This is a genomic window from Salinivibrio sp. IB574 (assembly GCF_001996205.1).
In the GTDB taxonomy this organism is placed as follows: domain Bacteria; phylum Pseudomonadota; class Gammaproteobacteria; order Enterobacterales; family Vibrionaceae; genus Salinivibrio; species Salinivibrio proteolyticus.
The window spans coordinates 41610-61992 of sequence record NZ_MUFN01000012.1 but is presented as its reverse complement, the minus strand read 5'-3'; the positions used below and the strand labels follow the sequence as shown (position 1 = coordinate 61992).

Sequence of the window (20383 nt, the reverse complement as noted above, 5' to 3'; positions counted from 1 at the left end):
GTTTGAACAAGGCAAACCATGGCGAAAGCATGGGACGCAAAGCCACCGGCCTAATAACTTCCACTAGTGTTTTGGAGTTGATGGCAGCGGGGTTGCCAACAATTGATGATCGAAGCTGACAACTATTTGATAGATCGTTGACAACTCTGTGGTTTTGCCTTGTTACATTTTGACGTCTTTTTTGGGCATTAGTAATTCATCGAGATATTAATCAAATGGATAAACCAGCTTTAAAGAATGCAATGAAGTTATTTGCCAAATTTGGCAGCATTAAGTCCCGTTCAATGTTTGGCGGATTCGGTATTTTCTGTGACGATACCATGTTCGTTTTAGTCGTAGAAAACCAGCTCCACTTACGAGCCGGAAAAGAAAATGAAACACTATTAAAACAACAAGGCCTCGAGCCCTACGTGTATAAGAAAAGAGGATTTCCAGTTGTAACTAAGTATTTTGCAATACCAAAAGAATGGTGGGACGATGAAGAAAAGTTATTGTCAGAAGCAAAATACGCCCTAGAAGTAGCGAAGCGAGATCGAGCTGAGAAAAACAGGACTTCGCCAACAAGATTAAAAGATCTACCTAATTTACGGCTGGCAACCGAACGTATGCTCAAAAAAGCAGGTATTACATCTCCAGCAGATTTGCAGCAACAAGGTGCCGTTAATGCCTATAAAGCTCTTCTCTCGGCGCATGAAAAAGAGCTAAGCTTGGAGTTACTGTGGTCACTAGAAGGCGCGATTACTGGCAAACATTGGTCTGTGGTTCCACCTCAACGTCGCCAAGAATTATTACAACATTTAGAAAATTAATTCCTCACAACACCTATACCTCTCTACCTTTTTTGTGAGCAATGTTCGCGTCCAACACCGCCTTTATGGCGGTGTCGCTTTTTCTGAACGCACTAAACGCTCAATAAATCATCATTCAAACTAATTTCAGACAGAAAACGAAAGTTTCTTGCGATCGGTCGGGTCTGGTTAAAGGTACGATTAAGGACACAGTTCCTCAATGTAACCGACAAATCAGCCAGTTAATTCAGCTACAGTACCTAAAGTAATAACTGGGACCCATTTACTATCGGACGAGACACAGTATGCCAGTAAAAAAGATATTGCTTGGTTTAGTGGTGGTGGCGCTTGTAACACTTTGGTTCAGTTTAGATCTCAGCCAGTGGCTCACGCTTGAAAACGCCAAAGCACAACAAGTGGCATTGAATGATTACATTATCGAAAACGCGACCACCGCAAGCCTGGTGTTTTTTGTCGGCTATGTAGTGATGACCGCCCTGTCCTTACCGGGTGCGGCAGTGGCGAGTTTATTGGGCGCGGCACTCTTCGGCTTTTGGTGGGCATTGGTGTTGGTCTCCTTTGCTAGCTCGATTGGCGCCACCCTCGCCTTCTTGGTGAGTCGCTTTATGTTGCGCGACTGGGTCCAAGCCAAATTTGGCAATAAGCTCGATACCATTAATCGCGGCATAGAGAAAGACGGTAGCTTGTATCTGTTGACCCTCCGCCTGATCCCGATTTTCCCGTTTTTTCTGATTAACCTCGTGATGGGTCTAACGTCGTTCAAAACCCGCACCTTCTATTGGGTCAGTCAGCTCGGTATGTTGCCGGGTACCGCAGTCTACGTGAATGCAGGGACCCAACTGGCCCAAATCGACGCACTTGGCGACGTGGTGTCACCCTCGGTGCTTGGCTCACTCGCCTTACTGGGTATCTTCCCACTGCTGGCAAAGTGGGTCATGGCGTGGATCACGCGTCGTAAACGCTATCAAGGTTGGAACAAGCCCCATCAGTTTGACCGCAATATGGTAGTGATTGGTGCCGGTGCAGGCGGCTTGGTATCAAGTTATATCGCGGCGGTAGTGAAAGCGAAGGTTACGCTGGTCGAAAAAGGTTCGATGGGAGGAGACTGCCTAAACACAGGGTGTGTTCCCTCAAAAGCGCTGATCCGTGCGGCGAAAACCATGCGAGAAATTGGCAAGGCTAAGGCCTTTGGCATTCATACCCAAGCGCCAGCGGTTGATTTTCCGGCAGTCATGGCGCGGGTTAAACAAGTGATTACCCAAATTGAGCCCCACGATTCGGTCGAGCGTTACACCAAGCTCGGCGTGGAGTGCGTGCAAGGCGAAGCGCAAATCGTTTCGCCATGGGAAGTCGAGGTGAATGGCGAACGCCTCACAACCCGCAACATCGTGATTGCGACCGGCGCACGCCCTATGTTGCCCCCGATTCCCGGTTTGGCTGAGGTCACGCATTACACCTCAGATACAATTTGGTCCCTGAATGACCTGCCGCCGCGGTTGTTGGTTTTGGGCGGAGGTCCCATTGGCGCAGAATTGGCACAAAGTTTTGCGTGTTTAGGCAGCCAAGTCACTCTCGCGGAAATGGCCGACCAACTTCTCAGCCGCGAAGATCAAGATGCCGCCCAGTTGGTTGAGCAGGCGTTAGAGCGTGACGGCGTCACGGTTTTAACACAGCACAAAGTCAAAGCATTTGAGCACAGTGATAATGAGCAAATCGCCTTACTCGATGGCCCTGACGGTGAGAAGTCTGTCTCATTTGATGCGGTGCTGGTCGCGTTAGGGCGCAGTGCCAACACCAAAGGCTTTGGTCTCGAAAAGCTCGATATTCCAGTGACCGAGCGTGGCACGGTTCAAGTCAACGAGTATCTGCAAACCGCCTATCCCAACATCTATGCGGTAGGTGATGTAGCAGGGCCGTTTCAGCTCACCCACGCCAGTGCTCATCAAGCATGGTATGCCGCGGTGAATGCACTATTTGGGCAATTTAAACGCTTTCGTGCTGATTATTCAGTAATGCCTGCCGCGACCTATACATCACCAGAAGTCGCGCGCGTGGGCATCAATGAAAAAGAAGCCAAGGTCAATCAGCAAGAAGTGGAAGTAACCTACTACGGCATTGATGATCTGGATCGCGCGATTGCTGACGGCAATGACCACGGTTTTATTAAGGTGCTGACACCAAAAGGAAAAGATACCATTCTGGGAGTGACTATTGTTGGCGAGCATGCGGGCGACTTGCTCGCAGAGTTTACTCTCGCTATGCGGCACGGGTTAGGACTAAATAAAATTTTGGGCACCGTCCATCCGTATCCCACCATGAGTGAGGCGGTGAAGTATACCGCTGGGATGTGGAAACAAGCCCATGCGCCCGAGAAGCTGCTTAACTGGGTCGAAAAATATCATCGTTGGATGCGTCACTAATTGAAAAGGAAGATGACAATGAAACACTGGATAGCGGCGTTAACATTGGCAATTGTAAGTACCGCCAGTTTTACTGCCTCTGCGAGCACGGAAAACGACCGTTGGGAAAGTATTGAACAACAAGCCAAAGGCCAGACTGTTTACTTTAACGCATGGGGCGGCAATCAAGAGATCAATGCTTACCTGCGCTGGGCGAGTCGCGAGTTACAACGCGATTATGGTGTCACACTGAAACATGTCAAAGTGACGGATATCGCTGAAACCGTCAATCGCCTACTTGCCGAAAAGACAGCAGGTAAGGATAGCGGCGGTAGTGTCGATATGGTTTGGATTAACGGCGAAAACTTCAAATCAATGAAGGAAAATGATTTGCTGTACGGCCCTTTTGTCAGCACGCTCCCCAATTGGCAGATTGTCGATAAAAGTTTACCGGTTGAAGAAGACTTCACTGAGCCAACAGACGGCCTCGAAGCGCCTTGGGGGGTGGGACAGCTGGTGTTTATCCATGATCAGAAAACTTTGGCCAACCCACCTCGCTCTTTCGCCGAACTATTAAGTTTGGCTAAAGCATTCCCTGGGCGTATCAGTTACCCCAAACCACCCGAGTTTCATGGCACCAGTTTTTTGAAAGCCGCCCTGCTGGAACTTACCGATGTGCGCGAGGCACTTTACCTGCCGGTTGATGAGGTAGACTTTGACACCGTGACCGCCCCACTGTCGCGCTATCTCGACCAACTGCATCAAGTCGCTTGGCGCGAAGGCGCGCAGTTCCCGTCAGGCAGTGCTGAAACTATCCAATTGTTGGACGATGGTGAGCTTCTCGTGGCGATTGCGTTTAACCCCAATGCGGCAAAAGCAGCGGTAGCCTCTGGAAAACTCGCCCCGTCAGCGCGTGCGTTTGCCTTTGACCAAGGCGCGCTATCTAACATTCACTTTATGGCGATTCCATACAACGCCAACGCTAAAGCCGGCGCTATGGTCGCTATCAATTTCTTGATGAGTGAAAAGGCACAACTGCGTAAAGCCGACACCCAAGTATGGGGCGATCCACCCGTGGTTAAGTTATTCGACACCGCCGAGGTCAGTCGCTTTAATACCCAGCCCGAGCCACATCCAAGCTGGCAAACCGCGCTTGAGAGTGCGTGGCTGAAACGCTACGGCCAATAGTAAAGAGGCTGATATGGCACGTTTGCTGTTTGCCATCACCCTAACGGTGTGTTGCCTACCCTTGTTGCCAGGGGTGGGCGGCTTATTCGCGACCGCCTTTGCATTCTTACCTACACTAGGGCTGACGGAGGCTAACTTTAGCGGCTGGCAAGCTGTCATGGCATGGCCGGGGCTATCACAATCTATTCAGCTAACGCTCATCTCAGGATTGGGCAGTAGTCTGCTCGCGGTGGCACTTAGCTTTATGATTTTACAGGCCACTTGGCAAACGCCCATTTGGCAGAAGATCAGTGCGCGCTTGCCTGCGYTACTTGCGTTACCACACGTCGCCTTTGCCATTGGTCTGGTTTTACTGCTTTCCCCCTCGGGTTGGCTGTTTCGCCTACTAAGTCCCCTTCTCGGTGATAACCCCGTGACTTGGGCGCTGGTACAAGACCCTTATGTTATTGGGCTCACCTTGGCGCTGACGCTAAAAGAAACCCCCTTTTTATTGTTGATGAGTCTGTCGGTGCTGCATCAAATTGATGTCTCTCGGCTGACGATGGTATCAACCAGCCTCGGGTATAACCGCACTGCAACTTGGCTAAAAGTCATTCTCCCGCTTTGGCTGGCCAAAATGCGTTTCCCGGTTTTTGCCGTCATCGCCTACAGCCTGTCAGTGGTTGATGTGGCGATGATCCTCGGGCCGAATACGCCACCCACCTATGCGGTATTGGTATGGCAGTGGTTTAATGACCCGGATTTAGCGCTATTGCCCAGAGCGTCAGCCGGCGCTTTGCTGTTATTTGCCCTGTGTGGCTTGGCCTTATTGCTATTTCGCTTTTTGGCATGGCTTGGTTGCCAATGTCTCAATCGCTGGCAATACACGGGGCGCCGCCACGCATGGTTACCCGGCAAGTCACTCTGGTGGCCGGTGTTTATCACTCCCCTTGCAATTATGCCTGTGTTGCTGATGTGGTCATTCGCGCTGCGCTGGTCATTTCCCGATTGGCTCCCGAGTCGATATAGCTTACGGTTCTGGGAGCAAGAGCTTAGCTATGTGTGGTCATTGGTGGGGAACAGCATCGTTCTAGCGGTGATCAGCGCCAGTGTCGCCTTGCTGTTTGCCATCGGGTGTCTGGAACGCTCGGTCAATCAGCGACGCTCAGTGCCAAGAGCCGTCATCGCCATTCCGTTATTGGTTCCTCAACTCTCTATCTTGTTTGGCATTCAGGTGGCAGTGTATAGCCTTCCCGGCCAGTGGCACGTGCCGGCAACCCTTTGGGCTCACATTTTTTTCGCGTTTCCTTATGTGTATCTCGCACTCGATGGGCCGTGGCAGCAGTTTGATATGCGGCTTATGCAAACCGCCAGAAGCCTCGGTGTGAGTGCCACCCTTGCATGGTGGCGAGTTAAACTGCCGCTCCTTTTGCCCGCCATTATCTTAGCGTGGGCGGTTGGCGCGAGTGTCAGTTTGGCGCAATACCTGCCCACACAATTGCTGGGCGCGGGACGCATTAATACTCTCACTACCGAGGCAGTCAGCTTATCAAGCGGTCTCGATCGTCGTATCAGTGGCCTGTATGGACTGATGCAAGCGATGCTTCCCCTTGTTGTTTTCGCCTTGGCCACTGTGCTGAGCCGCATCGCTGAACGCCGTCTTTTACCGACATCAACACCAACTTTCTCAGGAGTTCAACACCATGACACTGTGTGTCAACCAACTCACCATAAACGCGCCTGATCAATGCTTGGTGCGTGATTTGTCATTTTCGGTCGCCCCGGGAGAAATACTTACTGTGATGGGACCCAGTGGCTGCGGAAAATCGAGCCTGCTGAGCGTATTGGCGGGACATATCCAACCACCCATGCATTACAGCGGTCAACTGACGTTAAATGGTGAGCCTTTTGCTCACTTACCGCCTGAGCAGCGCCATATCGGGATTTTGTTTCAAGATGATTTACTCTTCCCGCATTTAAATGTTTGGCAAAACTTGGCGTTTGCTTTGCCATCCTCGATGCGCAAAGCGCAAAAACGTGATCAGGCCATCGCAACATTAGCGTCTGTCAATTTAGCGGAGTTTGCCAATTATGCCCCTAGCCAGCTTTCGGGTGGCCAACGCGCGCGAGTCAGTGTGTTGCGTGCATTACTCGCTGCCCCCGATGCTATCTTGCTTGATGAGCCCTTTAGTAAGCTGGATAAGCCGCTGCGTCGGGATTTTCGCACCTTTGTGTTTGAGCAAATCGCGCAGCGAAACATCCCTGCGTTGATTGTGACGCATGATGCCGAGGATATTGCGGACCAGAGCCGCTGTTTAAATTGGCCTAAACGCCCAGCTGACTCAGCACTGCAAGAGGAGATGCAGAATGCTTGATCGTTACGCCATCGCGGTGATCCGCTGGCCATTGAAGCAAGCAGCGGTGCAGCTTACAAAATGGAGGGTAAAACCTGATACCGTCACGCTCTCAGGCTTTTTGATCGGCCTGCTAGCGGTGCCGGCTCTCGCGCTACAGATGTATTGGCTGGCACTTGTGTTTATTATCATTAATCGACTTTTTGATGGCCTTGATGGTGCGCTCGCCCGCGAGCAAGGACTCACGGACGCTGGGGGCTTTTTAGACATTACCCTCGATTTTATCTTCTACGCTGCCATCCCTTTTGGCTTTGCGCTGGCCGATCCGGCCAATAACGCCATTGCTGCCAGTTTTTTGCTGTTTTGCTTTATGGGCACAGGCGCAAGCTTTTTAGCGTTTGCGATCATGGCCAGCAAACACCAGATTGATAATCCAGTTTACGCTAACAAGTCGATGTATTATATCGGCGGGATCACCGAAGGGACGGAGACCATCGCCAGTTTTGTGTTGATGTGCCTTTTCCCAACATACATGGCGTGGATTGCCGGCGTTTTTGGCGCAGCCTGTTTAATCACCGCCGCCTCACGAGTTTGGGCGGGCTATCATACCTTGCGTACACTCGATACGCCGTCCTCCTAGCTTATAGCCACTGGTGTTGCAGCTGCTCTTTATCGCCTAAGTAGTCGAGCAGCCAGCGCACCGGTGGTGATTCTTTATCCGAGCGCCATGCAATACAGCACGGACTGCTTAATAACGGCTCTTCAAGGGCAAGCTCCACCAACTCCCCTCGCGCAATCGCGTCTTCTGCCATATGTGACGGCATCACACCAATGCCCAGCCCGGCCTTAAAACATTGCATGGCACTGTGCCAATTAGGGACGGTAAGACGGCGCTGATTATCCAATAGCCAAGTGGTACGGCGCGGCAAGCGGCGCGAAGTATCTTCCAAACAGATAGCCGGATAAGGCGCGAGCTGCTCATTAGCCAGTGGCTGGGTGCACTGGACGAGTGGATGCGATGGGCTCACCACAAATCGCCAGCGCAGGGTGCCCATTTCCCGATAGCGAAACGCGCCGCTAACTGGGACAGCAGCCGTGGCCCCAATCGCAATATCGGCTCGATCATCAGCCAACGCATCCCATACGCCGTTAAACACTTCCATGGTTAGCAACAACTCGACATCAGGAAACGCATCGTAAAAATCCCGCACCAACGTATTAACGCTATCTTCGCGCACGACGTTATCCAGTGCTAACGAGACACTTTGTGTCCAACCGTTGGCCACTCGCTGCGTTTGTAGACGAATATCTTCCATGGTTTTTAGCATATCCCGTGCTTGCGCCACAAAGTATTCTCCTGCCGGCGTCAACCGCACTTGGCGGTGAAGTCGCTCAAACAGAGTAACGGCCAGTTTGTCTTCAATCTGTCGTACCGTGTAGCTCACCGCACTCGGCACCTTGTGCAATTCATCGGCCGCCGCAGAGAAACTTCCCCGCCGTGCAACCACATCGATCACATGAAAATCTTGGTAAGAAAACATTCAAATCAATTTTTTTGAAAGCAATGTTCAAATCATAGCGTTTCACAGCCAGTTTTGTCAGCCATAAACTATCTCTATGTCGAGTTTTCTATCAAGAGACAAAAAATGAACAAACAAGTGCCGTTTATGACGCTACTGTGGCTAGCAGGGCTAAGTATGCTGGGCTTTTTAGCCACTGATATGTATTTACCTGCCTTTGAGGCGATGCGACTCGATTTGGCGACCTCCCCTGCCAATATCGGCCTTACTCTGAGTATTTTTTTGCTAGGGATGGCCTGTGGGCAGCTGGTTTATGGTCCACTGTCTGATCGGATCGGCCGCAAGCCCGCGCTGCTAATTGGCTTAAGCCTTTATTTAGTCGCGACTGTGGTGTGTATTTTTGCTAATAACATTTATTTATTGCTTGGCGCACGTCTAGTTCAAGCCTTGGGAGCATGCAGCGCTGCGGTGATTTGGCAAGCCGTGGTCATTGACCGCTATGAAGGCAAGCTGGGCCAAAAAGTGTTCGCGACCATCATGCCGCTCGTCGCTTTATCGCCAGCATTGGCGCCACTTGTCGGCTCACACCTGCTCACCCTATATGATTGGCGCAGTATTTTTGTGGTTTTATTCGCGTTAGGGGTTGGTTTTGTTGCCTTTACCTTACGAGAAAAGGAAAGCCTTTCAAAACCCACACAAGATACTAAAATTATTGATAAACTTGTAATTGACTATCAGCAAGTTTTTAAATCAAAAAAATTCATCGGTAACATGCTTATTTTCGCAGGTTGTTCCGCTGCATTTTTTGCTTACCTGACGGGATCACCGTTCGTGATGTCAGCCATGGGTTATACCGAAGCGGATATTGGTCTGAGCTATATTCCACAAACCATTGCTTTTGTCGTCGGTGGCTACGCCTGTCGTCATGCCCTCAACAAGCTTAAAGATCACAGTATCTTGCCTTGGCTGCTTAAGCTGTTTGTTATCAGTGTCGTGGTTATCTTTTTGATCAGCTGGCGTACCGATGTCACCAACATCTGGGTAATTTTAGGTCCGTTCTGTTTCCTCGCGGCAGCGAACGGTGCCATCTACCCACTGGTCGTCAATCGCGCCTTGGAAGATTTCAAATCCTGTAGCGCGACCGCTGCAGGGCTGTTGAACTTCTTGCAAATGATGGTCTGCTTCGTGGCGAGCGCTGTAGTATCTGCGTTTGCAGCCTCCGGCTTGATCGCCGTCACCACCGTCATGCTGTCAACCTGTGCGGTGGTCATTATTGGCTTTGGCTTGGTCTGGCATGCAAACCGTCAAGCGCAAACGCTAGCAGCCGCGTAATACCACTGGGTTTAGAGACTAAAAAGGCGTCTTTCGGGACGCCTTTTTTATCCTGCCAACTTTCACTCACGCAAATAGGCAACAAGCTCACCTTTACCAATGGGAAGTACACCCACATCAAGTTCAGACTGTTGCTCAAGCCATCGCTTAAAAGGGGCAATCTCGTCAGCATGGGATAAAGCATTATCGACCACTAGCAGGCCCTGAGGCTTGAGAAGTTGGAATAAACGTGGCGCAAAGGAGAGGTACTGACTTCGATCGGCATCGAGAAAAATGAGCTCAAACTGTCCCTCAAGGCGAGCAATCCAGTCACTTGCATCACCCAATTTAGCATCTATCCGTTTATCCATGCCGGCTTGTCTAAAGTGCTGTTGCGCATGTTGATGTTTTGTTTCATCGCACTCAATCGTTACCACTTGCACGCTATTGCCGCCCGCGCGCGCAAGCCATAACGTTGAATACCCCATTGATGTACCAATTTCTAATATGCGAGTAGGCTGAATTTCATCCACTAACAGCGCTAAGAATTTTCCGGTTCCAGGCGTAATATTCAGCCATTTTTTACTTTTATCCTGTTGCAGGGCGTCGTTCTCTGTCCCCTGCATTTGCAGCTGTTCCAGTAAGGCGTTCATGGTCATTAATCCAAGACCAGGCTGCCGTTATCATCAAATTGCCAACAATCGCCATAAGCCACTTCCCAAAGATAGTTATCCGGATCGGCAAAGTAGCCGCTGTAGCCTCCCCAAAATACGTCTTGTGCAGGTTTAACAATACGACCGCCACAACGCTCTGCCAAAGCCAGCACCTCCTCCACTTCCTCTTTGGAACGCGTATTGTGCGCTAACGTAATGCCACCAAACCCTGTCTCGTTAACGGTGAGTCCGGGCTTGATATCATCGGCTAACGAGTCTGCGGGATATAACGCTAATCGTGTACCTGCGGTACTAAAAAACACGATGCCTTCTTCAGGATGGCTATGCGTTGGAAAGCCTAACTGGCGATAAAATTCATACGAACGTGATAAATCAGCGACACCCAAAGTGATAATACTAATTCGTGCTTCCATACCGTTGCTCCTTCGCTTAATGAGTGGGGGCATTGAGCCGCTTTTCACCTAGCCATGAAAATGCGCGCAATAAATGAGGGACCGCCGCTTCTACAATTTCGCCATGTGCCATAACAAGGCGCTGCGGTGTCCAATTAATCAAGGTACGAATATGTTTTGCTAATTCGTCTTTGTGAAACCAAAAGCTCAATCGCCAATCGAGTGGCGTTTTACCATTGGGCGCTGTCACACCTGCCCACTCAGCCATTTTGCGTTTAAAAGGTGAAAATGCCTCGGGGCGAAAATTTTCAATCAAATCAGTGACAATCAGCGTTTGACTTTGCCGATGGAAAAACACGCATTCTGTCATTACTGGCGAGCCGGTAATCAAACATTGCGCAATCTCATCGTGCCAAGCTGGCTCCGACACGTCCTCAAAACAGTGGTCAAAACAAAGATCATCGCGTTTTTTCGCCACTTGTTGGGTACCCATTAGTTGTGCGTCAGGAAACGCCTCAACCCATTCGGATAAAAAGAGGTGATGCAATTGGTTAGGAGCGATTAAATAACGCACTCTCCCTAACGACGCTAGCTCAGTGCGTAATGCATCGGTAAGCTTTATCGGGCTGTGAATCCACAGGGATTGGTCGGCAAGCCTCACCACCACCATGCGCGTGGTATAGGGCAAGGTAAAGAAAGGGACCGCTTCACCATCAGCGACCCAAATTGACGTATCGAGTTGATACACAGCATCCTCCTTATGGCCGACTTTACACTGTAGCTTGTCAGCCATAAGGTAAGTGTGCGGATAGTCACAGCCTTACAGTGTATCTAACTCAATATGGCGATTGATGTTTTTCAGTGTGACCCCTGCAGCAGTGAGGCGAGTTTGTATATCATTCAGAACGGCTTGGTAGTCATCACTCCGTTTAAAGCTGGCTAGCGTCTGCTGGTCTTTAAACATCAACCGCACGATTAAGCTTTGTGGAAAACGCTGATAATTCACCTCATGCGTCAGCCACTCGAACCCCTCGATATTTTCCATCGTGAGCTCACAAACCTCTGTCAGTGCCTCTCGAATCGCTTTGTCATATTTCTTGTCTGTTTTTCGCATGATGCTTCTCTTTTACTGCTCATTGCTCTTATGTTTGGGATCCGTACGAGTGTGATCGACAAAAAGCAGCCCTTCAGTGGCAAAACCCCGCTGTTTCGCCGCTGCAATAAACTGTTCCTTTACCGACTCCGAGACGGTTGGCGTGCGCGATAGCAGCCATAGGTAATCGTGGTCAGGCCCCGAGATAAAGGCATATTGGTAATCATCATCCAGCTCAAACACCACATACGACCCATAGAAAGGCCCAAAGAATGAAACCTTCAGGTACCCCGTTTTATCATTTTCAACGAAGTACGCCTTGCCTTCCGCTTCTTGCCATTTTCCCTCTTCACGGCTGTAGCCACGATTAATCACTTTCACGCCACCGTCTTCACGCAACGAATAGGTCGCGGTCACATCCGACAATCCTCGTTCAAACGAATGATCCTGTCGCGCCACTTCATACCAAGTGCCTAAATAGCGGCTAAGCTCAAAGTTTGTTACTGGCGTGACTTGTTTTGGCATACCTAAGCACCCGGTCAACATTAAGGACAACAACCCAATCATCCAGCCTCTTTTCATCGTTATTCCCTCTTTAAATCCAACATGATGAGTCTTACTCAGCAACAGGTTTAATCGTTTACATGCTTTGTCAATTTTTGGTCAACTCGCTGTTTTTCTGCTTGCCAAGGTGTCAAGGCGGTGATTATATAAGCGCTCATTAGTCACAGAGGTAATCACAATCCATGGACAGCGACCGATGTCGTTTTATGCCCTCCCCCGCTTCCTTTAACGAGGAGGTAATCGTATGTTAACACTCTTTATGGAACCCCAAACGTGGGTGGTCTTTTTTACCCTTCTGACCCTTGAAGTGGTATTGGGTGTTGATAACTTAGTCTTTATTTCCGTATTGTGTGAGCGTCTCCCCAAAGAGAAACGCCGCTTCGCGCGTACCTTGGGTATTGGTCTTGCCGTGATTAGCCGAATTGGCTTGCTGCTCTCCATCGCATGGGTCATGTCGTTGACTGCGCCACTGTTTACGATTGGTACRGAACCGGTTACCGGTAAAGACCTTATCATGCTGTTTGGTGGTGGCTTTTTGCTGCTAAAAAGTGCCAAAGAGCTGTGGGCATGGTTGGGTCATGGCGAACCCGTGAGCCACTCGACACAAGTTCGCACCGGCATGGCAGTAATTTTGCTGCAAATCGTTGCGGTAGATGCGGTGTTCTCGATGGACTCAGTGATCACTGCGGTCGGTCTCACCCAAGATGTACCCGTGATGGTCGCCGCCATTGTAACCGCCGCCATCATTATGATGATCGCGGCCGAACCCGTGAATAATCTGGTCAGCCGTTATCCTGGGTTTAAAACCTTAGCCTTGCTGTTCTTGGTGCTATTGGGCTTGCTGCTGATGGCCGAAGGTGCTGGCATTCATATCAACAAAGGCTACGTATACGTTGCGATGGCATTTGGTTTGATACTTGAGCTCTGCCACATTCGATTGCGTAACAAGCAGCGCTTGAAAATCAAGCGTATTCGTCCGCACTTTTCGTTAAAAGTGTCACGTCGGATTGCTGACAGCCGTTAATTCTCAGGGGCCGTCGCCACACTTTTGATGGCGGCGGCCCTATCTTTAAACTGGATTTTTCCCACACAGCATTGACCCATCTGCGCATAATGCGCTTGGACACGCGCCACGAGCTGCTCAAGTGGCATGATTTGCCCACTCGGCTGCCAGTGCTGGCCGCCGTCTTGGCTTAGCCAGCAAACGCCTTGGCTATCCACCAGCCGATCGTCTTCTGTGATCACGTTTTCGCTCAGCGCGTTAAGCGACGCCGGATCGGAGGCAAACGAGAGTTCGTCATCGCCATGCCAAATCAGGAGCGCCGGATAGTCAAGAAATGTATTCATCGCTTGGGCTTAAACATGGCCAGATTGAGTTCAACAGACGAGCCCATCCAACCGACATGGTCAGTGTGATCTATGTAGTCATCGCCCGTCACGCCATGCAAAAACACGGTTAAATCACCCCGATGCACCTCAAGCCATGCCATCACCTCATCGAAGGCAGCGTTGTCAAAAGCGATCTGAAAGCTCCACTTTGGGTGTGGGCCGACACATTTGCGATGAAAGCGGCCAAGATCGATCGGCAGTGACGATGCAGCGGCTGCTTGATAGATAATATCCGCCTGCGCTTCGGTATCGGCCTCATAGTAAACATGGGCGTGGTAAGCCTGATGAACATTGGGAAAAGCGTGTAAAGAAGACATAAGCATCATTCGATTCAACAAGATAGAATTGAGAATAGTTTACGTGAAACCAAGGCAAAGAAATAGTGACCAAGGATGTGGCTATTCACTCATGGCGCTAATCAACGCTGCCTAACTAAAGGATAATAAGAAAAAGCGGCCGAGGCCGCTTTAGTTTGGTAAGAACCTTTACGATAACGCGTCGGTTAATTCAACACACCGTTTGAGTTATCGATACTATCCAAGCTGGCGTCTCCACCAAAATCAACCGCTTGACGGATCATTTCAGCGTGCACGGCTTGTTCTGCAAGCTCCGCCGTTTGCGGGAAAATAAAGGTGCTATGGCTAGCGTTATTACCGGCAAAATCAACAAAGTTCTGGCCACCTYGTGCAGCGGGTGAGCTGGTATTGATGGTTGGTAGGCCAAGTTTCGAGGCTAATGGCTCAGAGCCGGCAAAATTATCCACAATGCCCGGAACCGTGTAAGCAACGTCGTTCGGGACCGTATCATCACCATCAACTTGCAGCATATAAATCGGCGTGGTGCTGCCAGTAATATAGCTTGCATTTGTATATGGATCGACGGTATCGAGCAAGGTTTGGGCTGCATAGCTAAATTGCTGAATCACACCCTGAACCTGAGCATTTGCACTTGCTGAGCCATTTGCCTCAAAGGTCTTGTAGCAGATAACATTGTTTTCTGCGCTATTATCGAGCGTACAATTGTCGCCGGCAAAGGTCTGGTAAGCGGCACTGCCTTTAAAAGCGACACTGTGCTTAATCAAAGGACCAAACGAGTCTGACCCGAGCAGCAAGTTAGCAATTTGTCCTCCAGAATTCGCTACGCTTAGCGCAGAGAAATCATAGTAAGGGCCAACTCCTGTTACCGCGTTATCACGGTTAGACGCCGCAAACGCAGTGGTGCCAACAATACCGCCCAGCGAATGACCTAGCAAGCGTGGTGCCGAAGTAGCAAAAGACGACATCGCCGCTAATGGCGTCCCCGCGAATCCACCCGCCAATTCGGTGCCGGTCAAAGCTGCGCGCACACCCATTACATCCAACTCACTTTGGCGCACATTGTCACGCGCCACAGCCAAGTTGTTAAGGTTCAGGTACGCTGTCACATCCACGTTGGCAGAGCGATTCGCATCTAAGCTACGCTCGCCATGAAGCGGCAAATCAATCGCCATAATGGCTTGATTGGCATTAGCAAAGTTAGGCGCAAAGAAGTAAGCATTTTCTTTTGCCGAGGTAATCCCGTGCTGATAAACCGTGAGTTGGGTATCGCTATCAACCGTTGCTGGCGTAAACAGCAAGAAAGGTACCTCTTGTACCGATTTAATCTGCGGTACAGGGCTATAACGGGTAATAATGCGCTCAGGGTCTAATTGACTGCCATCAGCTTTGGTCAGCGTCACGCCGGCTAGCTTGAAAAGCTCGTTGACTATCTGTGATTTATCGTTACCCGTTAATACAGCAACGTCGACACCCGCTCCTGTCAACTGAGCGGTGATGGTCGCCTGCTGTTCAGGGTCTTGCAGCGCATTCAGTACTTTGACCAAGCTAGGGGTAGCTGACTCAAACGGCTGACTATTCCAGTTGCTATCCGTTTCCAGATAGTAAGGTAGCTTGATGGTACCTTTGCTCACATCAACATTAACGCCGCTAAACGTTGTCTTGAGTATCGTCTTAATATTATCGGCATCATTGGGATCAAAGTACTTAGTAAACTGGGCATCGGCGTCCAATGCCGTGTCATAGTCCTGAGTACTGATAATGTCGATGGTGTAAGCGTCCGATAAATCGGCATTATTAGGGTTGGCGCCCGCTTTCCACACAGCAGCAAGGTTTCCTGCAGTCAAGCCATTTGCCGTCGCTAGCTTGGTGTAGTTTAAGCTGTCACCCACCGATTGGGTTGAAAACCAGGTGGAGTAGACGATTTTGGTCGGATCAACACCTTCTGCGGCAGCTACCAATTTTTCAACTCCCTGAATCACCGCTTCTGGTGCTTCAAGTAGTGAGTTCTCATAGGTGACAGTCTGGGATTTTAATCCCGCATAGCTCGATGGCATGCCAATCGGATCGCCGTTTACGTCCTGAATATCATCGGTTATAGCAATAATGTACTCACTGCTGGCGTTGAGATCCTTAACAGGCAACACCGTCAGTGTGTCACTGGCCGCATTGCTCAGTACTTGAAAGTCGGTACCTTGTTGGAGCACAGCTTTAACGCTAGGTGTTCCCGTCATTGAGTCGGTCAGTTCAATGAGATAAACCCCATTAGTCACAAGCCCTGAATTGAGGCCTGCGCCACGGAAATTAAAGACCAAAGGCATCGAGGTTGACCAACCGTCCATGGTATTCATGGCAGCCTTTGGGTTGGTAAGCGCGTTGTCACCTTCCGTGGGTATTTTTAGCGTGCCATCTTCACTGTCCATCAGCAAAAAGGTAGGCACAGGCACTGCTGCATTAGCACCTTGCAAGGTAAAGTCAACCGAAGTGGGTCGGTCAATGGCGGTTTGAATATAACTTTCAAATTGAGGTGTGTTGGTATCACTGGCATTTTCGTCGCCACACCCAGCCAAGATGATCGCGGTTGCCAAGACTGACAATTTTAATTGTGTTTTAAGCATCATGATATCCCGGTTAGAACTGGTAATTAAGCTGAACAGAGCTGATGTAAGCGGTTCCGTTAGAATCAAACTCGAGGTTTTGTTTCAGCGCATTTTTTTCTGTGAATGAGCCGTCACGGCTACGCACGATGGCAAAGCCAGCATCAATGCTGAGATCGTTATCGTATTGGTAGGTCAAACCTGTGGCATACCAGTAACGGTCAGCGTCTGGGATACTCAGCGTGGCTTCACCAGCTTGTTCGTCATAGGCAAAGCCAAGGCGGCCCGTCCAGTGTTGATTAAACTGATACGTCGAGCCGATTGACCAACGGTCGTTATCTTTGTAAGACTCGTCTTTAACAAAACACACCTTATTGTCGGTACATTCATCAGAGGTGGCGCGCAGCTCAGTAAAGCTGCTCCAATTGGTGTGTTGATAGCTATAGTGGACGGCAAAAGCGTCAGTCAGTTGGTGAAAGCCTGACACTTCCCAGTAAGACGGCAAAGATAGCTCGAGGCGCCCTTTTACCGACGCCGAGGTCGCGCGGCCACTGTCGTAACTATCAAAGGTGCCATCATCAAAATCGAGGTCCACCTTAGAGCGATAGCCAACACCAAAACGGTGATTCTCATTGATTTCGTACAACGCACCAAGATTCCAACCATACCCAAAGGTTTCACCCTCTAGACCAATCAAGTTATCGGATGGATTATTGCTAGTAACGCTGTTCTTATTGTTCAAATAAGGCGCAAGCGCCCCTTTATGACGGGTTAACTTTGCTTTGGCATAGGTGAGGTTAACGCCCGCGCCAAGGCTTAGTTCAGGGGTGACTTGATACGCAATCGCCGGGTTTAAGTTGGTTGAGAGCAAATCGGTGTCGCCGGCCAAGTCGCCTGCTTGAATATCGTCAGGGTAATCCGTCGCGATACCATAGGTGGTGAATAGGCCAATCCCCCACGTCCATTTACCCTCTTGCGGGCTAACATAGAAGCCTGCAGGGACGACCTTCATCGGCGCCACATCTTTGGCATATTCATTATTGGTGCGATCTTTTACATCAACATCGGGATCAATCAGGGTCAATGCACCGGATAATTGGGCGCGGTCAAATCGCATCATGGCTGCAGGGTTACGTGCCAATACCGCGGCATTATCAGCCACCGCGGCGTCGCCTGCAAAAGCGCGCCCTAGCCCTGACGCTGATTGCTCGGATACTTGAAACCCAGCACCGTAGGCTTGGGTTGCTGCAAATACGCTGAGCGCAATGAGAGAATACTGCTTCTTGTTCACTAGTCAGACCTCCGAGGTCTTGTTTTAATATTGAGTTACAGATGTTAATTATTAGTAAACGCCATGTCAAATCAGTCGATTACAACAAGATGTTAAAGAGGGCGGATTATAGAGGGCCGATATGTGAGATAAAGGAGAACTTAATTGGTAAGACCAGTTAAGCGGAAAAAGCGGCTATTTTGCAGGCAAAATCGCGAAAATCCGCAGTTATTGTCGGTATTTTTGTCAAAGCGTTAGGCGTACACTGTCACGGTAAATTATGCTTTTTTGCTATGACTTAACAAGGAGTCACCATGATTGAGCAAGGACAACCCTTACCCACTTCCACACTCAGCGAACTCACTGCTGAAGGAATGCAAACCCACGATATTCCTGACCTTTTCGCCAACAAGAAGGTTGTACTGTTCGCGGTGCCGGGGGCCTTTACCCCAACCTGTTCAGAGTCGCACTTACCGGGCTTTGTGGTGAACGCAGATGAAATTAAAGCAAAAGGCGTCGATATGATTGCATGCGTCTCCGTCAACGATGCCTTTGTGATGCAGGCGTGGGGCGAAGCACAAAACGCCAATCAGATTCATATGCTGGCCGACGGTGATGGCAGCTTTACCCAAGCGCTAGGCCTAGAAATGGACTCAGGGAAGTTTGGGGGTATTCGCTCGCAGCGCTATGCGATGGTGATTGACAATGGCATCGTCACGCATTTGAACCTTGAAGCGCCAAAAAGCTTTGACGTCTCCAGTGCCGAGGCGATCCTCGCCCTGCTATAGCGGTGAGTTAGCGGTGGCGTTTTCTCGCCACCGCTTGATGATTTACACTGACTTTTCAGTGACTTTACGACGAAGCACATACTTTTGTACTTTGCCCGTCGATGTTTTCGGGAGCGCAGTAAAGATCACCTTTTTCGGCGCCTTGAAGTGCGCCATCTGCTCTCGGCAAAAAGCAATAATGTCAGCTTCGGTGACGGCGGATGCTTCGGTCGTTTTGACAAATGCACAAGGGACCTCTCCCCATTTTTCATCGGGCATCGCAATCACCGCCACTTCTTCAATATCAGGGTGACGGTACAGGACATCTTCCACTTCGATACTGGAAATGTTCTCCCCGCCACTAATGATAATGTCTTTGAGTCTGTCCTTGATTTCGATGTAATTATCGGCATGCCATACCGCTAAGTCGCCAGTGCGAAACCAGCCGTTACTCATGGCGTCTTCCGTCGCGCTCGGATTCTTTAGGTAGCCTTTCATCACAATATTACCGCGAACAAAAATCTCACCCAGCGTGCCACCATCTTTTGCCACCGGTTTAAACGTCACCGGATCGGCAACCATCAGTCCACCTTGCATTGGGGCCCGTACACCTTGGCGTGCTTTCATGCGTGCTTTTTCTTGTTGCGAAAGTTGATCCCAGTGGTGTTGCCAGTCACACACCACACAAGGGCCGTAAGTTTCAGTGAGGCCATAAACGTGGGTCACTTCAATCCCCATCGCTTCCATCCCTTCAATCACAGAAGCTGGTGGTGCCGCCCCTGCGGTCATCGCTTTAACCGTATGATGAATCTCAGCTTTTAGTGCCGGATCTGCGTTATTCATCATGTTCAGCACAATCGGCGCACCACAAAAATGGGTCACTTTGTGGGTTTTTATCGCATCAAAGATAGGCTCTGCCCTGACATGCCGTAGACTGACACTCACCCCCGCCGTTGCGGCCACCGTCCATGGGAAACACCAACCATTACAGTGGAACATGGGTAGCGTCCAAAGATAAACAGGATGCGCATCCATATTCCAAGATAATACATTACTCACCGCATTCAGATGGGCGCCACGATGATGATAGACCACCCCTTTTGGGTTGCCGGTCGTGCCTGAGGTGTAATTAAGTGAAATGGCTTGCCATTCATCGTCTGGCAATGCGTACTGATAATCACCATCGCCTTGTGCTAAAAAAGTCTCGTACGTAATTTCACTGATACATTCGCCATGTGGATAGAGCGGATCATCAATCGCAATCACCAGTGGACGGTGTTTGATCATTTTTAATGCCCGCTTTGCGACTGCTGTCATCTCTTTGTCGACGATAAAGACTTTGCTTTCTGCATGTTCGAGGATAAACGCGACGGTTTCCGCTTCCAGCCGGGTATTAATGGTATTGAGTACGCCACCTGTCATCGGCACGCTAAAATGCAACTCAAACACTTCGGGCAGATTGGGGGCCATCACCGATACCGTATCACCTAGCCCGATGCCGGCTTGACGTAATGCCGAGGCAAATTGACGGCATCGCTGATCCACTTGCTGCCAACTCCAACATAGATGACCATGAACGCTAGCCGGATAATCTGGATAGACGCTAGCGGCTCGCTCGAGGAAAGAAAGTGGACTCAGTGTTTGATAGTTGGCTGGACTTTTGTCCAAGCCAAGCTCATAGATGTTGCTGGCTGACATAACGCGCTCCTTGCTGACTTTGTCTAGATAACTAGATCAACCTAGCATGTCATCAAGCTTGCGCT

At 49.9% G+C, this 20383-nt stretch carries 20 protein-coding genes and 1 riboswitch; of the genes, 9 read left to right on the top strand and 11 right to left on the bottom strand.

Annotated elements, in window-relative coordinates; all coding sequences use genetic code 11:
* A riboswitch (cyclic di-GMP riboswitch) is annotated at positions 1-100 on the top strand.
* Between the two features lie 115 nt (positions 101-215).
* The 6 genes from BZJ17_RS07555 (at position 216) to BZJ17_RS07530 (ending at position 7369) form a co-directional block, all read left to right on the top strand.
* A complete protein-coding gene (locus tag BZJ17_RS07555; protein ID WP_077640306.1) occupies positions 216-809 on the top strand; it encodes a TfoX/Sxy family DNA transformation protein in 594 nt (197 codons plus the stop codon).
* A gap of 284 nt (positions 810-1093) precedes the next feature.
* Positions 1094-3229, top strand: coding sequence for a dihydrolipoyl dehydrogenase (lpdA, locus tag BZJ17_RS07550; protein WP_077640305.1), 2136 nt, complete (start codon positions 1094-1096; stop codon positions 3227-3229).
* An 18-nt stretch (positions 3230-3247) separates the two neighbouring features.
* Complete coding sequence (locus BZJ17_RS07545; protein WP_198534120.1) at positions 3248-4396, top strand: ABC transporter substrate-binding protein; 1149 nt, start codon at positions 3248-3250, stop codon at positions 4394-4396.
* A 13-nt stretch (positions 4397-4409) separates the two neighbouring features.
* Positions 4410-6119, top strand: coding sequence for a thiamine ABC transporter permease (locus BZJ17_RS07540; RefSeq protein ID WP_077640303.1), 1710 nt, complete (start codon positions 4410-4412; stop codon positions 6117-6119).
* Positions 6079-6750: an ATP-binding cassette domain-containing protein gene (locus BZJ17_RS07535; RefSeq protein ID WP_077640302.1), complete on the top strand. Its 672-nt coding sequence runs from the start codon at positions 6079-6081 to the stop codon at positions 6748-6750. Before BZJ17_RS07540 ends, BZJ17_RS07535 begins: the two co-directional genes overlap by 41 nt.
* The gene (locus BZJ17_RS07530) at positions 6743-7369 is read left to right on the top strand and encodes a CDP-alcohol phosphatidyltransferase family protein (RefSeq protein WP_077640301.1); all 627 of its coding nucleotides are present in this window, start codon (positions 6743-6745) and stop codon (positions 7367-7369) included. The genes BZJ17_RS07535 and BZJ17_RS07530 overlap by 8 nt, the downstream gene beginning before the upstream one ends.
* A gap of 1 nt (position 7370) precedes the next feature.
* Here the strand turns inward: BZJ17_RS07530 and punR are convergent, their stop codons facing one another.
* Complete coding sequence (gene punR / locus BZJ17_RS07525) at positions 7371-8270, bottom strand: DNA-binding transcriptional activator PunR (RefSeq protein ID WP_077640300.1); 900 nt, start codon at positions 8268-8270, stop codon at positions 7371-7373.
* Positions 8271-8375: 105 nt separating this feature from the next.
* Between punR and punC the strand changes: the two genes are divergently transcribed.
* A complete protein-coding gene (gene punC / locus BZJ17_RS07520; RefSeq protein ID WP_077640299.1) occupies positions 8376-9581 on the top strand; it encodes a purine nucleoside transporter PunC in 1206 nt (401 codons plus the stop codon).
* A gap of 62 nt (positions 9582-9643) precedes the next feature.
* Here the strand turns inward: punC and BZJ17_RS07515 are convergent, their stop codons facing one another.
* The 5 genes from BZJ17_RS07515 to BZJ17_RS07495 form a co-directional block, all read right to left on the bottom strand.
* Complete coding sequence (locus BZJ17_RS07515) at positions 9644-10213, bottom strand: O-methyltransferase (protein ID WP_157893173.1); 570 nt, start codon at positions 10211-10213, stop codon at positions 9644-9646.
* A 5-nt stretch (positions 10214-10218) separates the two neighbouring features.
* Positions 10219-10647: a VOC family protein gene (locus tag BZJ17_RS07510; RefSeq protein WP_077640297.1), complete on the bottom strand. Its 429-nt coding sequence runs from the start codon at positions 10645-10647 to the stop codon at positions 10219-10221.
* A gap of 16 nt (positions 10648-10663) precedes the next feature.
* On the bottom strand, positions 10664-11374 hold the full coding sequence (locus BZJ17_RS07505) for a DUF4336 domain-containing protein (protein WP_077640296.1): 711 nt from the start codon (positions 11372-11374) through the stop codon (positions 10664-10666).
* 72 nt (positions 11375-11446) lie between these two features.
* Complete coding sequence (locus BZJ17_RS07500) at positions 11447-11740, bottom strand: hypothetical protein (RefSeq protein WP_077640295.1); 294 nt, start codon at positions 11738-11740, stop codon at positions 11447-11449.
* Positions 11741-11752: 12 nt separating this feature from the next.
* Positions 11753-12301, bottom strand: coding sequence for a lipocalin family protein (locus tag BZJ17_RS07495; RefSeq protein ID WP_077640294.1), 549 nt, complete (start codon positions 12299-12301; stop codon positions 11753-11755).
* Between the two features lie 226 nt (positions 12302-12527).
* On the opposite strand from BZJ17_RS07495, the gene BZJ17_RS07490 reads away from it, so the two are divergent.
* A complete protein-coding gene (locus BZJ17_RS07490) occupies positions 12528-13307 on the top strand; it encodes a TerC family protein (RefSeq protein WP_077640293.1) in 780 nt (259 codons plus the stop codon).
* On the opposite strand, the gene BZJ17_RS07485 is transcribed toward BZJ17_RS07490, so the two are convergent.
* The 4 genes from BZJ17_RS07485 to BZJ17_RS07470 all read right to left on the bottom strand — a co-directional run bounded on the left by BZJ17_RS07485 (position 13304) and on the right by BZJ17_RS07470 (position 17874).
* Positions 13304-13630, bottom strand: a complete 327-nt coding sequence (locus tag BZJ17_RS07485) for a DUF4144 family protein (RefSeq protein WP_077640292.1) — start codon at positions 13628-13630, stop codon at positions 13304-13306. The genes BZJ17_RS07490 and BZJ17_RS07485 overlap by 4 nt on opposite strands.
* Positions 13627-13989, bottom strand: a complete 363-nt coding sequence (locus BZJ17_RS07480) for a DOPA 4,5-dioxygenase family protein (RefSeq protein WP_077640291.1) — start codon at positions 13987-13989, stop codon at positions 13627-13629. The genes BZJ17_RS07485 and BZJ17_RS07480 overlap by 4 nt, the downstream gene beginning before the upstream one ends.
* Positions 13990-14174: 185 nt before the next feature.
* Positions 14175-16607, bottom strand: a complete 2433-nt coding sequence (locus tag BZJ17_RS07475) for a VolA/Pla-1 family phospholipase (protein ID WP_241836776.1) — start codon at positions 16605-16607, stop codon at positions 14175-14177.
* Positions 16608-16617: 10 nt separating this feature from the next.
* The gene (locus tag BZJ17_RS07470) at positions 16618-17874 is read right to left on the bottom strand and encodes an outer membrane protein transport protein (RefSeq protein WP_077640289.1); all 1257 of its coding nucleotides are present in this window, start codon (positions 17872-17874) and stop codon (positions 16618-16620) included.
* A 293-nt stretch (positions 17875-18167) separates the two neighbouring features.
* Between BZJ17_RS07470 and BZJ17_RS07465 the strand changes: the two genes are divergently transcribed.
* A complete protein-coding gene (locus tag BZJ17_RS07465) occupies positions 18168-18641 on the top strand; it encodes a peroxiredoxin (protein ID WP_077640288.1) in 474 nt (157 codons plus the stop codon).
* Positions 18642-18683: 42 nt separating this feature from the next.
* Here the strand turns inward: BZJ17_RS07465 and BZJ17_RS07460 are convergent, their stop codons facing one another.
* Entirely contained in the window at positions 18684-20318 is a 1635-nt protein-coding gene (locus tag BZJ17_RS07460) for an acyl-CoA synthetase (RefSeq protein WP_077640287.1), read from the bottom strand.
* Positions 20319-20383 lie beyond the last annotated feature (65 nt).

Bases quoted from the DNA above. Each gene is read 5' to 3' on its own strand.
- BZJ17_RS07555 (WP_077640306.1), top strand. From the start codon at position 216: ATGGATAAACCAGCTTTAAAGAATGCAATGAAGTTATTTGCCAAATTT.
- lpdA (WP_077640305.1), top strand. From the start codon at position 1,094: ATGCCAGTAAAAAAGATATTGCTTGGTTTAGTGGTGGTGGCGCTTGTA.
- BZJ17_RS07545 (WP_198534120.1), top strand. From the start codon at position 3,248: ATGAAACACTGGATAGCGGCGTTAACATTGGCAATTGTAAGTACCGCC.
- BZJ17_RS07535 (WP_077640302.1), top strand. From the start codon at position 6,079: ATGACACTGTGTGTCAACCAACTCACCATAAACGCGCCTGATCAATGC.
- BZJ17_RS07530 (WP_077640301.1), top strand. From the start codon at position 6,743: ATGCTTGATCGTTACGCCATCGCGGTGATCCGCTGGCCATTGAAGCAA.
- punR (WP_077640300.1), bottom strand. From the start codon at position 8,270: ATGTTTTCTTACCAAGATTTTCATGTGATCGATGTGGTTGCACGGCGG.
- punC (WP_077640299.1), top strand. From the start codon at position 8,376: ATGAACAAACAAGTGCCGTTTATGACGCTACTGTGGCTAGCAGGGCTA.
- BZJ17_RS07515 (WP_157893173.1), bottom strand. From the start codon at position 10,213: ATGAACGCCTTACTGGAACAGCTGCAAATGCAGGGGACAGAGAACGAC.
- BZJ17_RS07510 (WP_077640297.1), bottom strand. From the start codon at position 10,647: ATGGAAGCACGAATTAGTATTATCACTTTGGGTGTCGCTGATTTATCA.
- BZJ17_RS07500 (WP_077640295.1), bottom strand. From the start codon at position 11,740: ATGCGAAAAACAGACAAGAAATATGACAAAGCGATTCGAGAGGCACTG.
- BZJ17_RS07495 (WP_077640294.1), bottom strand. From the start codon at position 12,301: ATGAAAAGAGGCTGGATGATTGGGTTGTTGTCCTTAATGTTGACCGGG.
- BZJ17_RS07485 (WP_077640292.1), bottom strand. From the start codon at position 13,630: ATGAATACATTTCTTGACTATCCGGCGCTCCTGATTTGGCATGGCGAT.
- BZJ17_RS07480 (WP_077640291.1), bottom strand. From the start codon at position 13,989: ATGTCTTCTTTACACGCTTTTCCCAATGTTCATCAGGCTTACCACGCC.
- BZJ17_RS07465 (WP_077640288.1), top strand. From the start codon at position 18,168: ATGATTGAGCAAGGACAACCCTTACCCACTTCCACACTCAGCGAACTC.
- BZJ17_RS07460 (WP_077640287.1), bottom strand. From the start codon at position 20,318: ATGTCAGCCAGCAACATCTATGAGCTTGGCTTGGACAAAAGTCCAGCC.